Source organism: Aliikangiella coralliicola (genome assembly GCF_007004725.1).
In the GTDB taxonomy this organism is placed as follows: Bacteria; Pseudomonadota; Gammaproteobacteria; order Enterobacterales; family Kangiellaceae; genus Aliikangiella; species Aliikangiella coralliicola.
In genome coordinates this window covers 385593-399074 of record NZ_ML660168.1, presented here as the reverse complement: position 1 = coordinate 399074, position 13482 = coordinate 385593, and the positions used below count along the sequence as shown (strand labels likewise).

At 42.0% G+C, this 13482-nt stretch carries 13 protein-coding genes and 1 riboswitch; of the genes, 6 read left to right on the top strand and 7 right to left on the bottom strand.

The window, feature by feature from the left end:
• Positions 1-16 precede the first annotated feature (16 nt).
• The 3 genes from FLL46_RS20695 to FLL46_RS20685 form a co-directional block, all read right to left on the bottom strand.
• Complete coding sequence (locus tag FLL46_RS20695) at positions 17-1042, bottom strand: YncE family protein (protein WP_142933253.1); 1026 nt, start codon at positions 1040-1042, stop codon at positions 17-19.
• 255 nt (positions 1043-1297) lie between these two features.
• Positions 1298-1837, bottom strand: a complete 540-nt coding sequence (locus FLL46_RS20690; protein ID WP_142933252.1) for an Mpo1 family 2-hydroxy fatty acid dioxygenase — start codon at positions 1835-1837, stop codon at positions 1298-1300.
• A 119-nt stretch (positions 1838-1956) separates the two neighbouring features.
• Entirely contained in the window at positions 1957-2679 is a 723-nt protein-coding gene (locus FLL46_RS20685; RefSeq protein WP_246119362.1) for a Crp/Fnr family transcriptional regulator, read from the bottom strand.
• A gap of 289 nt (positions 2680-2968) precedes the next feature.
• Between FLL46_RS20685 and FLL46_RS20680 the strand changes: the two genes are divergently transcribed.
• Positions 2969-3715, top strand: coding sequence for a substrate-binding periplasmic protein (locus tag FLL46_RS20680; protein ID WP_142933251.1), 747 nt, complete (start codon positions 2969-2971; stop codon positions 3713-3715).
• Positions 3716-3809: 94 nt separating this feature from the next.
• Here FLL46_RS20680 and FLL46_RS20675 read toward each other — a convergent pair whose 3' ends face one another.
• Both FLL46_RS20675 and FLL46_RS20670 read right to left on the bottom strand, forming a co-directional pair.
• A complete protein-coding gene (locus tag FLL46_RS20675) occupies positions 3810-5489 on the bottom strand; it encodes a glutamine--tRNA ligase/YqeY domain fusion protein (RefSeq protein WP_142933250.1) in 1680 nt (559 codons plus the stop codon).
• Between the two features lie 124 nt (positions 5490-5613).
• Positions 5614-6339, bottom strand: coding sequence for a lysoplasmalogenase (locus FLL46_RS20670; protein WP_168204265.1), 726 nt, complete (start codon positions 6337-6339; stop codon positions 5614-5616).
• Between the two features lie 157 nt (positions 6340-6496).
• Positions 6497-6632, top strand: a riboswitch (TPP riboswitch).
• A gap of 156 nt (positions 6633-6788) precedes the next feature.
• Here FLL46_RS20670 and FLL46_RS20665 point away from each other — a divergent pair.
• From FLL46_RS20665 to FLL46_RS20645, 5 genes are all read left to right on the top strand, one after another.
• Positions 6789-8999: a TonB-dependent receptor gene (locus tag FLL46_RS20665; RefSeq protein WP_142933248.1), complete on the top strand. Its 2211-nt coding sequence runs from the start codon at positions 6789-6791 to the stop codon at positions 8997-8999.
• 61 nt (positions 9000-9060) lie between these two features.
• Positions 9061-9309: a YkoF family thiamine/hydroxymethylpyrimidine-binding protein gene (locus FLL46_RS20660; protein WP_142933247.1), complete on the top strand. Its 249-nt coding sequence runs from the start codon at positions 9061-9063 to the stop codon at positions 9307-9309.
• A 7-nt stretch (positions 9310-9316) separates the two neighbouring features.
• Positions 9317-9928 (top strand): nicotinamide riboside transporter PnuC, encoded by a 612-nt coding sequence (gene pnuC, locus FLL46_RS20655; RefSeq protein ID WP_142933246.1) that lies wholly within the window; start codon positions 9317-9319, stop codon positions 9926-9928.
• Positions 9929-9985: 57 nt separating this feature from the next.
• Complete coding sequence (locus FLL46_RS20650; RefSeq protein ID WP_142933245.1) at positions 9986-10891, top strand: phosphotransferase; 906 nt, start codon at positions 9986-9988, stop codon at positions 10889-10891.
• Between the two features lie 115 nt (positions 10892-11006).
• On the top strand, positions 11007-11267 hold the full coding sequence (locus tag FLL46_RS20645) for a terminase small subunit (protein ID WP_142933244.1): 261 nt from the start codon (positions 11007-11009) through the stop codon (positions 11265-11267).
• Between the two features lie 225 nt (positions 11268-11492).
• Here FLL46_RS20645 and FLL46_RS20640 read toward each other — a convergent pair whose 3' ends face one another.
• On the bottom strand, positions 11493-12458 hold the full coding sequence (locus FLL46_RS20640) for a flagellar motor protein MotB (protein WP_142933243.1): 966 nt from the start codon (positions 12456-12458) through the stop codon (positions 11493-11495).
• A gap of 87 nt (positions 12459-12545) precedes the next feature.
• Positions 12546-13304 (bottom strand): flagellar motor protein PomA, encoded by a 759-nt coding sequence (pomA, locus tag FLL46_RS20635; protein WP_142933242.1) that lies wholly within the window; start codon positions 13302-13304, stop codon positions 12546-12548.
• Positions 13305-13482 lie beyond the last annotated feature (178 nt).

Sequence of the window (13482 nt, the reverse complement as noted above, 5' to 3'; positions counted from 1 at the left end):
AATAACTAGCCTGTTTTCAGTAGCTAACTTTTCTTTCAATAAAACCCATTCCGTCTGGGGTTAGTCCACCGGTTAGTAATTTGGTTCGCTCTAGTCTAGCCAGATCTATGACTGATATTTTGTCACCGCCTGCATGAGCGACATAAGCGTTTTGGCTTTTGTTATCGATTAAAATACCAATTGGAAACTGTAGCGGAACCTTGCTGTCGTCTGAGGCCAGTGACATTTCTTTCACCTTTTCAAGGCTGCTGGCATTAAAAATTGTTAAGGTATTCATTTTCGCGTTAGATACGAGCGCATATTTCTGGTTGGGAGAAATCTTGACTCTGATCGGAAAACCTTTTGATGGCAATGTTTTTATCACTTTTCGAGTGGCTACTTCAACGATACTCACAGTGTCATCATCGCGATTGGTCACCCAGATTTTTGAGCCATCCGATGAAATATCAATGCCTTCGGCTCCACCACCGGTCTGTATTTCTTTAATGAGTTTAAATGTTTTCAAATCAACTAAAGATAAACTGCCTGAGACAATATTTGATACAGCCGCAAAACTTTCGTCAGGCGATATGACCAACATATGTGAAACTTCTGCATTGGTTTTAGCTACGCCGGTGATTTTTCCATTGAAAGGGTTAAGTTTAACGATAGCTTTATTTCTTTCAGCAGTTACCAGGATGTGTTTATTGTCTTTAAACCATTGAATACCGTGGGGCGAAAGTAACTTGTCGTGTGTGACGGTATTAATCACTTCACCTTTGTCAATATCGATCAAACTAACACTATTCCCTTTCACGGAGTGATCGCCATAGTTAACAACTGCTGCGTACTTTTGATTGGGGCTAATGGCGACTTCGTGGGGACCAATACCGGTTCTAATTACGCGTTTAATCGAGTTGCTGGAAATATCTATGACACTTAATGTAGCCTGGCTTTTGTTACCCACCAGCAGAGTGTCGGCTTGGGTTGAGGTAGGAGCAATATTTAACATGATACTAAAAATAAGTACCTGAAGGAGTGATGGTGATTGTAGAGGTTTCATATGAGGCTGTGTTCCCCCGAAGATTCGTTTGGCTTAGTGCAAGTCAAAATAATAATAGCAATAGAATTTCAAGTGAAGAAAAATAGAAAGTAACAAATGGTGAATCAGCCAGCTTAAATCGAAGTAGGGATAATGAATTGCGTGACAGGAAAGGCGTACAAACGCCTTCCTATTATGTACAAGAATGAAGTTGAGAGAACTTCAGATCTATTTCAAGCTGTGCTCTTTTAACATGAAGCTATCGGAAAAGTGCATTTATTCGGTGCTTGAAGAGGTGTGGGTATTTAGATTTCTGGCTTTTACAACGCCGGCTCGTTTCTCGATTTCCATCTGCACTTCTTTGCGGAGTCCGAGTAAAAACATTGCTTCGGCAACAACGAAAAGAGGCCCGATTACTAGTCCCATAATATCATCGACAAAAGCGGGCTTCTTACCTTCGTAATAATGACCAATAAACTGAATTATCCAACCGACAACAAATAAGCCAATTCCCCAACCTAACCAGCTTTCAGTGGTGCCTGCAGCAAGCGATTGGCCGGCCCAGATAGAAAGGAACATCACAATAGTCATTAAAAAACCAAAGAATAAATCGAGCATCAGGTAGTAAACCACGCTAATTAAAGCGACCGCTACTGCAGGGGAAACAATTATCCCGAACAGTTCGAAACTGGGGCGAGAGAGCAGCACTGCGATGGAAACAACGATTAGCGGAATACCAACAAAATGAGTCGCAATATTGCGTGGGTCACGGTGATATTCTGCATATTTTGATAGTTGATCAATGAGCGTTTTCATTCTGTTCGCCCTCGTTTGAGTTGAAGAAATTATCCTATCTGGCTCAATTTATCAGGATATCAGGGCCAAGTCTGTCAGATAGTTGACAAAAGTTAATGTGATGATTGGTGTCACGCAGTTTATGGCAATTGCGCTTGATGTTTGAGTTGGTCCAGATCAAGGATTTCAATTTCTCCATAGGTGATCTTAATCATGCCTTTGGCTTGAAGCTCTTTGAGTATTTGATTTGTAGTTTGGCGGGATATTGATAACATCAAGCCAAGTTGTTCTTGAGAAACACTAATGACTCGTTGCGGATTTATTCCACTTTTATGTCTACCACTTATCCCGCCGTAGCCTTGTGCAATGATCACTAGACGCCGACACAATCGAGTAGCGGCGGGAAGCAATGATAAATCTTCAATTGCCTGAAAAGTTAACCGTAGTTTATGCGCAAGCAGTATGCCAAACTCCTTCCAATATTCTGGATGGCGTTCGAGCATGTCGTCCAGTTTTTCCTGGGGAATGTGAAGTACTGTCACAGCTGTTTCTGCTATAGCGTGGTGTGTACGGTTATCTCCGTCGAATAATGCTACTTCGCCAATCCAGCTGGGTGGTTCGATAAATGTGAGAATGGCTTCTTTGCCATCTTCATTTAAACCAGTAATTCGGATTGAACCGTCAACAACTGCAAATAAGCCGTTGCGTGCATCGCCCCGGGAAAATAATGTTTCTCCTGGCTCTATAGATTTCAAAACGGAAAACTGCAGCAAGTCGTGCTTCATTTGAGCCGGGATGTTATTAAACCAGCGCCCCGAATTTAACACCGCAAGATGATATTCTGAAACAGGTTGAGTGCTCACACTATCTCCAAAGTCAACGTCATTAATTGATTCTAAACAGCGCTTATAATAATACAACAGGTTATTTTGTTTGAATGGCAGTAATTGAACGTTTTATTTTTCATTTCCCTGGCTTTGGAGAGACTTATCTCATCAACATTATTCGATATAAAAGCGTTTTTCTTAAGAACAAAAAATGCTTGAGATAGATTTATTTATTGAATCGAGAGATTGAACGGACTGTCTTTATAAAGCTGTTCTATAATATTTAGAGATATTCAATTGCGGTGTTGAATTAAGAAGAATAGCCATGATTTACCGGTTAATATTCGTTTGTTGTGTTATTTTCGCTGACTTTGTTCATTCTACCGAAAAGGTTCAGGTAGTTACCGAGTTATTTCCACCGTATCAGGTGATTAATGAAAACAAAGGCGTTGATGGTTGGTCCACTGAACTGGTAAAAGCTATTTTAGCGGAAGCTAAAGTTAACTATAAAATTGATATTTTCCCCTGGCCAAGGGCTTATCGGAAAGCGACTAATAATTCATCCACGCTCATATATTCATTGTTAAGAAATAAGCAACGAGAAAATCAGTTTCTGTGGATTGCTCCACTGTGTAATATAGAAGTTTCCTTTTATAAAAATAAATATCGTCAAGATATTGAAGTTGATAGTCTGGAAGATGCGCGAAACTACGTTGTGGGCATTGGTAGAGACCAGGCTGAGTTTGAATTTTTAACTGACAACGGTTTTATTCTTGATAAAAATCTGATCGTGGCATCAAATTATAGTCAGTCGCGAAAAATGATTGAAAGAAATCGAATTGATCTGATTATTGCATCAGATAATTTTGTTGATATTTTAAGAAGCGAGACGATCAGAAGTTCCAATGAGTTGGAACTCGTTTATGCGATTAAAGAGTTGCAACAAGAGCTCTACCTGGCCGCTAACATTAATACACCTTTATCTCTGGTTTCCGAATTGCGCGGTGCCTATGAAAGAATAAAACACCGGTTTGTTAATCGTTGTGGTGGTCGACAGGGGGAAGCCCAGTAAACTAAAACCACAGAAGTTTTGAATAATTTTAGCTCACAAAAAAAGGCGAACAAGTTCGCCTTTAGTGTTTAGAGACAGTTATTTTGGTTATTCTCTATGCGCTTCCTTTAGCTTCAATTTTTGCCCAGCTGTCTCGCAAAGTAACACAGCGGTTAAAGACGAGTTGCCCGTCTTTATGCTCATAGCGATCGGCACAAAAATAACCTTCTCTTTCAAATTGAAATACATCTTCCGGTTTGGCATCTGCGAGGCTCATTTCTACGCGCGCATCTTCAAGGATTTCTAAAGAATCAGGGTTGATGGTAGTTAAAAAATCTTCTGCTGCACCAGGATTCGGCGTGTTGAACAGACGGTCGTACAAACGAACCTTAGCCTTTTTCGATTGCGCCGCCGAGACCCAGTGAATGACGCCTTTGGGTTTATATCCTTCAGGATTTTTCCCTAAAGTATCGGGGTCATAACTGCAATGTAATTCGATGATATTACCCTCAGCATCTTTGATGGCTTCATCGCAGGTGATGACGTAGGCGTTCCTTAACCGAACGCTTTTACCGGTTACCAGGCGCTTGTATTTTTTGTTCGCACTTTCGCGGAAATCAGCCTGATCGATATAAATTTCTTTAGTGAAATAAATGCTGCGGCTTCCCATTGATTCATCCTGTGGATGATTTGGGGCATTGAGTTCTTCGACTTTATCACCAGGGTAATTGGTAATCGTTATTTTGAGCGGTCGCAGTACCGCCATTGCGCGTGGTGCATTTTCACCAAGGTTTTCCCGTACCGAATTTTCCAGCAAACTCATTTCTACCGTGTGGACTTTTTTGGTAACACCGGTTCGCAACACGAAGTCTCGAATGGCTGCTGCAGGAAAGCCACGTCTACGCATGCCCGAAATGGTTGGCATTCTGGGATCATCCCACCCCTCGACATAATTACCGACAACCAACTGGTTAAGCTTACGCTTACTGGTAATCGTGTGTTCCAGATTTAAACGTGAGAACTCAATCTGTTGTGGATGGCATTCAATCGAAATATTGTCCAGTACCCAGTCGTAAAGCGGACGATGGTCTTCAAACTCTAACGTACATAATGAGTGAGTGACGCCTTCTATCGCGTCCGAAATACAGTGGGTAAAATCGTAGGTTGGGTAAATACACCACTTATCACCGGTACGAATGTGGTGTTGACGTTTAATTCGGTAAATGACCGGATCACGCATATTCATATTTGGAGAAGCCATGTCTATTTTGGCCCTTAATGCCATCGCGCCATCTTCAAAATCACCGGCCTTCATTTGTCTGAATAACGACAGGTTTTCCTCGACTGGACGGTCTCTAAATGGACTATTTTTACCCGGCTCTACTAATGTACCTCGGTAAGCGCGCATTTCGTCGGCGCTTAATTGGTCAACATAAGCCAGTCCTTTTTGAATGAGTTCTTCTGCAAAATGATATAACTGATCAAAATAATCTGCTGCATGGCGTATTTCGCCAGACCATTCAAAACCCAACCATTCTACATCGGCCGCAATTGCTTTTGCGTAGGCGGTTTCTTCTTTTGCAGGGTTAGTATCGTCAAAGCGCAAATTACACTGTCCCTGGTAATCTTGAGCAAAACCAAAATTAATACAAATTGATTTAGCGTGACCTACGTGCAAAAAGCCGTTAGGTTCAGGCGGAAAGCGGGTTTGTACCGACTGATGTTTTCCTGAGGCGAGGTCTGCATCAATAATATTACGAATAAAATTAGCCGGTTTAGTCACTTCTGTGCTCATGCGATTGAACTTCTCTTCAACTAGTCAAATAGAAAATCCCGCCGTTGTCGGCGAGCTTAAGATAGCGAAGATTCTACCTTAGATTGTGCAAAGGGCGTAGCCCAAAATAGACAAAAACGCTAATTTATCCCGAACTCAGGTTAACTTGCCCATGAATTACGATGAGGGCTCCATAAGCGATCATGATTTGAGCTGAATAATATAAAGGAAGTCCAATTAATCGGTTAACGAATCCGGCGGAAACAAATCGGTTGCGCGCTACATAAATATCAGAGACTGCAAAAATAATCGCACCCGAAGCTATCCAGTAATTATTGCTAGAAACGCCCGCGGCTGTGCCGATAATCACCATCAGAGAAATCAGTCCGAGATAAATGGAAACCAACACTCGAAACCGGCCTGTTAAGTGAGGGCTTAGCCAATGATAGGTTATCGCGGCGGCGGGTAGCGTTAACAGCGTGCTTATCAGGATTACATCTGGCTCAACCAAAAGCTTCAGAAACGCAAACCCATAAGCGATATGCGCCAGTGCGAAGGCGCCAATACCTGCCAGAAAAAATCGGCTGTTTCCCCGGGGCAACAGTAATAAGTCGCCGGCGAATGAAAACGCTAAACCAAGCAAAATCAGTGTACCGAAACTCGAGGACGAAGATAGGGAAATTGAAAATAGATTACTCGCCGCCGTGTTAGCCCAGAAAAAATAGACAAAAAGGAGAGAAGCCATCAGTTTGCTCAATCCGGAAATGAGCTGCAGCACTTTCGTGTCTGGCGTCTGCTTGTCTGAAATTTTCTTTTCTGCAAAGAGCAGCATCGTGAGGCTAATCGCCAACAACCCAAGATTAGTTGCCATTTTTATCATTCTGATTCTAATAATGAATTGAATTTAAAGGTTTTCTGTTATTTCGGCAATGAAAACTCGTTACTCATTCAAGCGACTAGAATATTTCTACGTTGAAGCCGGATAGTATTGTCTATTGGGGTCAGCTATAATTGCTGGTAGTTGTTGTAATAACCCTGAGGGGCGGTCTTTAAAGACCTGAGATGTCAGTAAGTCTTGGCTTGATTGATGAGAGCCAGATAACAGACAGACCCTTTGAACCTGATCCGGACAATACCGGCGTAGGGACAGGCAAATAGTCGTAATTCTGCAGTTGTGCTTTACCCACTATCTTTCCTTTGTACCTCGCTATCTAGATCTTCATTACAACGAATAAAGAATTCCAACTGGAAATGAATCATTATTTAGCATTTTAAGCATCAATTTTTTGCTGTAAAAATGCATCTGGAGATTTTGTGTATATGAAACAGTTTTCTTTTTCTGCAACCAGTCTGGTTGTCGCTGCAGTAACTGGAGCCGTTTTGACCACTGCTCAGCCAGCCTATGCAGATGACGTTGCAGATGATGCTAAAGACTACAATCGAATTGTTGTTACGGCAGAATTAACCGACACTAACGTCCTTGATTTGCCGGCTAGCGTGACCGTTATTGATGAAGAAACCATCGAACAAAATAACGCGCAGCACCTTGCTGACTTACTCAATTTAGCACCGAATGTTAATTTTGCCACTGGTGCATCGAGAGGACGTTTCGTGCAAATCCGGGGAATTGGTGAACGAAGCGAATTTGTTGAGCCGGTTAATTATTCTGTGGGAGTCGTTGTCGACGGTATTGATTTAACCGGCATCGCGACGGCTGCAACCACTCTGGATATTCAACAGGTTGAAATTTTGCGTGGTCCGCAGGGAACGTTATACGGTGCGAATGGATTGGCTGGCCTGATTAACCTGGTTTCAAACTCGCCGACAGATACTTTCTACAGTAAGTTAACTGCTGGTGTTGAAGAGTTTGGCGGGCGCAATTTGTCAGCGGTGGTTAGTGGCCCTGTGTCAGATAAACTGGGTTATCGATTGGCGATAGGTCATTATCAAAGCGATGGATTTATGAATAACCAATTTCTCAATCGAGATGATACCAACAATATCGATGAATCTAGTTTACGCGCTAAATTTGTTTATGAGGCCAATCAAGCGCTAACGGTAACCAGTTCAATTTTATTGGTTGATGTTGATAACGGTTATGACGCTTTTAGCCTGGATTCTAATCGAACAACATATTCCGACCAGCCAGGGAATGATCGTCAAGAAACTTCGGCTGCTTCTTTTCATTTTGACTGGCAACTGAATGAGAAATATCGCCTGGAATCCTTGATTAGTTTTGCTGATTCTGACTTAGAGTATGGCTTTGATGAAGACTGGAGTCACCCCGGCATTTGTGACAATACGCCTTGTGACTCAGCGTTATTCGGATTCGACTGGTGGTACGCCTCATTCGATAATTACACCAGAGAAAATCAGAATAACAGTATCGACTTGCGGCTTCATTCTGGCGGTGGAGAAAATGTACAACAAGGAGATGAAGTTAACTGGGTTCTTGGATTGTACTATCGCGACCAAAGCAATGATTTAAACCGAATTTATACTTTTAATCCAGCAAATTTCTCCAGCCAGTTCGACACCACAAATGTGGCGGTTTATGGTCAAGTCTCAACACCGTTTTCGCCAAAATTAACTTTGGTTTCCGGGCTCAGGTTTGAAAATCGTCAGGCTGACTATAGCGATAGCGATTTGATTTCATTTAAGCCCGACGAAGATTTATGGGGCGGTAAAGTGTCGCTGGAATATCGTTACGAATCTGGAAAAATGATATATGGTTTAATTTCCAGGGGGTATAAAGCGGGCGGTTTTAACGCTGATGGAACGATTAGCGTAGAAGAACGCGAATTTGATACCGAGTTTATGTGGAATTATGAAGCGGGGATCAAAGGAAACTGGCTGGAAGATCAACTGACTCTGCAGGCTTCCATTTTCTATCAAGATAGAGATGACATTCAAATTAAACAATCGATAGTACGTTCGCTCGCAGATGGCACAACTATTCAAGAAGGGGGGGCTTGTCCCTGTAGCTTTACGGATTTTACTGATAACGCAGCCCAGGCTGCCAGCTATGGGCTGGAAGTGGAAGCACAATGGCGTGGCTGGGATGAGTTTCAACTTTACACCACACTGGGATTATTAAAATCTGAATTTAAAAACTTCCAAAGCTTTTCACATGTTCTTGCTGATCAACAGGCGATTCCGCCGGTACCTTTTAACCTGGATGGCCGGGCTGTTGCCCATGCACCTGAACACCAACTGGTTGTCGGCCTTAATTATTTTATCAATGACAACTGGACGTTTAATTCTGAGATTCAGTCAAAAGGGGATTTTTATTTTTCTGACCGTCACGAAGAAAAGTCGGATGGATATGAAATATTAAATCTTGGTCTGGTTTACAGTCAGGATAATTGGCGCATTAATTTATTCGCTCGCAACTTAGCTGACAAAGATATTCAGACCAGAGGTTTCGGAAGTTTTGGAAACGATCCTCGAAATTTCTATGAGACCGAAGCCTATTACCAATTTGCTGCACCTCGTGTGGTTGGAGTGAGTGCTTCGTTGGAATTTGAGTAAACTGATAACGAAAAAAAACTCGAATTAATTTAAACCACCCCTAAAATGAAAGGATAAAACGATGAAAATTTCGCTTGAACTCAGTCTTTATCCACTGGATGATAATTTTCTGAATATCATCAAAGATATCGTTGAGCGGTTAAACGCGAATGAAAGCGTCACCTGTATAACGAATTCGATGAGCACTCAGATATTCGGCGAGTATGATGACGTCATGACGTTGCTTAACCAAACTGTACGCTATTCATTTGAAACTTATGGCAAACAGGTTTTTGTCGCTAAGTTTTTAAATAGCGATGTTGCTCCATGAGTCGTTAATGACTGAATTTTTTTCATTATTTTTCGAGCAGATTATCGCGACCTCCATTTGGGAATGGTGCGCAGTTATTTTGGCAATTGCTTATATATTGTTAGCAGTCAAAGAAAGTTTATGGTGCTGGCCCGCTGCATTTGTTAGCACTGCAATCTACGCGATTTTATTTTTTGATGTTAATTTGTACATGGAGTCATTACTCAACTTATATTACTTAGTGATGGCGATTTATGGCTGGTACATGTGGCGATTCAAGACTCAAGGAGAGTCGGTTAAGCCGGTTGTGAAATGGTCGTTAAAAGTTCACCTGCTGCTGATTGCAGGGATTTCTCTATTAGTTTTTGTTTCGGGTTTTTTCCTTAGCGAGTACACCAATCAGGACTTTGCATATCTTGATTCTTTTACCACCTGGTTTGCAGTGGTAACCACCTATATGGTTGCGCAAAAAGTGTTGGAAAATTGGTTGTATTGGATTGTGATTGATTCAATTTCAATATACTTGTACGTACAAAAAGGGTTTGCGCTGACCGCGGTTTTATTCTTCGGATACCTGGTTATTGCAATATTTGGCTGGTTGAAGTGGAAGCAACATTATTTGAGCTACACTGAGAGGTAAGCCTGCTAATGGTGACTTACTTATTTTGGAGACGCTCTTTTATGAATTTATTTCTTGATGAAAACAGAAGCGCCTGATTGGTGGCATTATTCAAGTTCAGCTTGGCAAAAGTTGGTGCATACGCTGTATCAAAGCAGCCAAGCTGGACCACGTAAAACAAAAACTAGTCAGACAGGTTCAGACCACTTTACTCAAGGCTCGATTAGTCCAAGCCCGTCACAACTTTACAATAAAAGAAGCTGGACACCATTAGGCGGCGGAGTTACCAATTTTAGTTATCGAGTTAAGTTTGGCGCTGATTTCTTTTTCATTCAGCTCCTTGATCAGGATAAGTTTATCCACTTGCCCAACCAATCCTTTGTTCCAGTTTGTAAGGTGATTTCTGATAATCAGAATTTGATGCCATGGTTAGCTACTTGTCTTCTGGACACTGATGAGATACGTATTTTTGAGTGGGTTGAGGCTGAGGCGACCAACGTTCGATATTTTGATGACAGAAGTTTTTGTGAACAGCTGTGTTCATTCTTGGCGAGTTTGCACAATAGTATTGATACTTTGCCAATGTTGGACATTCGCAGCCACCTGGATAACTACTACCAACTTGCTAATCAAAAGTCCCCTGAACGGCGATTTCTCCATAAAAAACTTTATTTACATGCTTTAGATAATCTGAAAAGTTTTTCGCCTTCGAACACTTGTCACAATGATTTGTCGCCCGGCAATATTCTTTGCTCGAAAACTGCTAGTTCAAATCAATTGTATGTGGTTGATTGGGAATATGCCTGCCTGAGCGATCCCTTGTTTGACCTTGCGGGAGTGAGCGTTAATTTTGAATTAGAACCGCACCAGGAAGCTAATCTTATCAAGGCGTATACCAAAAACAGACAAACCTATTTCAATTCGGAAAAGTTCTATGAAATGAAAGTTTTATACGGTCTTATTTGCGAACTTTGGTCGGTTTGAAAAAATACTTCAATATTGAAAAATTAAAGTTGTAAAAATTCGCACTTTTTTAGGCTAAACCCCCCAAATATGGACTATATTTAAAGGGTGTATCGTGGTCTGACGAGTGTGACATATGAGAAGTTCAAATTATTTACGCCAAGCAAAAAGGCGACAAAATCGCTCGGAAATTAGTGATCATCCTGGTTTTTCGCCAAATGATAAAGTTGCCGGTAAAGATTCCCTCGCTAACATTATGGATGTATCAGTAACGACTGTTGAAAGATGGATCAGAGCTGGAATGCCAGTTGAGCAAAGGGGTGACAATTTGCACGACTGGGTGTTTGATTTATCCGAAGTTAAAAATTGGCATCTTACATACAAGCACCACGAATAACTCACCTGATGAGTTTGGGATAACTTGTTTTCGCTAGCGCTATAAGTAATCCGAGTTCAAGTAACCTGAGCTCTTATCCCGAATTCAGGTTAAATCAGTATTGTTGTTAATGCAAAATATCGATTTGTAGATTGTCGATTTTGCAGACGATCAGCCGTTAAATTTTAGATAAGTATAGCCAGTGATTTAACCAATTAATTGTTGAGACTAAGAGCCGACAGCAAACTATTCTCCGGTTGGTGATTCCAGACCAACTCCAACGACTTCTCCCTCTGGTTGCTCGCCTTTCACAATGATGATTTCTACCCGGCGATTCGTCGCGCGTCCTTCAGAGGTCTGATTATCGGCAATTGGTTTGGTGTCGGCATAACCAGTGATAACAAAGCGAGTTTTTTCCAACAAACCACTCTTAAGTAGCTCGCGAGTAACTGAACCGGCGCGAGCACCAGAGAGTTCCCAGTTGGAGCGGAAATATTCATTATTAATTGGCAAGTTATCTGTATGTCCGGCAACTCGAATTTCACCTTCTGTTTCGCTGAGAATTGTCTCAATTTTATTTAAGACCGGGACAAATTGTTCCTCGATAGTATCAGAAGCTGAGGCGAAGGAGCCTTTCTCTCTGATGCGGATAACGACATAGGCGCCTTTTGCTAACAACTCAACCTGGCCGTCGATAATTTCCCGCTGCAACTCGCTGGCGATTGATTGTGCTAGTGCTTCGGCTTCGGCCTGGGCTTTGGCTAAACGAGCGGCTCTCTCTTCTTCTGTTTCACTACTCAACTGTTCACCGGTGCCCTGGTCAGATTGATCGCCTTCTCCTTTGTTAGATTGTTCTCCTTCGCCTTCATCGGGATCATCTTCGTCCGGTTCGTCAAACTCTAAAGTCTCTTTGGTCACATCAATGGTTTGCTGCATGATGGCTTCGATCACAGTAGGTTTGGGTTTGCCCGGAGAGAATTCTTGCGCGATGATGCTGGTGCCTTTCGGAATGTCTTTGACATCTACCTTGTTCTGGACACCAAACGCAAATTGCATAGAGCCGGCAATCTGCTTAAATTTGAGCACGTCCATTTCTGAAAATGAAAGTAACAATACGAAAAAGCACATCAACAGCGCCATCAAATCAGCGAAAGTTCCCATATACTGAGGGAGTCCTTCGGGAGGGCAGTCACATTCTTCTTGGTTACTCATTAATTTAATTGCTCGTTAAACGGGGTCATTGAATCGGCTCTATTGATAAAGTCGTAGGCTATGAGAACATTCTTGCATGATATTAAACTATTCTTCCGCTGAGGGGCGTTTGCTTTCTGCGAGGTAGCCATGAAGGACTTGTTCAATAACTCTCGGATTTTGGCCGGCCTGAATACCTAATAGACCATCAATCACCAGTTTTTTGGAGATTTTTTCTTCGTTATCTCGAAGATTTAGTTTATCTGCGATTGGAATGCCGACCATGTTAGCCATAATCGCTCCGTAAAGCGTGGTTAATAGAGCGACGGCCATCGCCGGGCCGATTGATTTTGGATCGTCCATATTGGAAAGCATTGCTACCAATCCGATCAAAGTGCCTATCATTCCCATGGCTGGTGCAATATCAGCCATTGATTTAAATACGCCAGCGCCATTGGCGTGCCTTTGCGACGCCATTTGAACATCCTTTTCCAAAATCGCTTGAACAACATCTCCGTCATGGCCGTCCACCAATAATCCAATGCCTTTTTTCATGAAAGGGTCACTAATGTCGGCGCCTTCCAATGCTAACAAACCACTTTTGCGAGCCATATCGGCCAATTCGACAATTTTTTCAATCAGCTCATCACAATCTGGAGACTTAAAAGTCAGTACTTTCATTCCTGACGAGGCCGCGCCCAAAAAGTCGCCCAGAGAATATTTCATCATAATGACAAAGTGAGTGCCCACCACAACGATTAATATTGAAGGAACATCGATAAAGGTCAGGACGCTGCCGCCGATGACCATTGCCATAACGACCATGGCTATTGCGCCAAGTAACCCTACCAGCGTTGCTATATCCAAATTAAAAAGCCTCTTTTATTTCAGTTGGTTGCGTTACTGTTTCAAGTCGCAACTCATCATTTTATTGTTACTTACTCAAAGGTTAGCCAAGATTTTCAACAATTCCAGTACCGTGTGTTTATTTATACGACTAATACCTTTATTCCACCAGAATTTGTTGGCCGCCATTTTAGCGTAA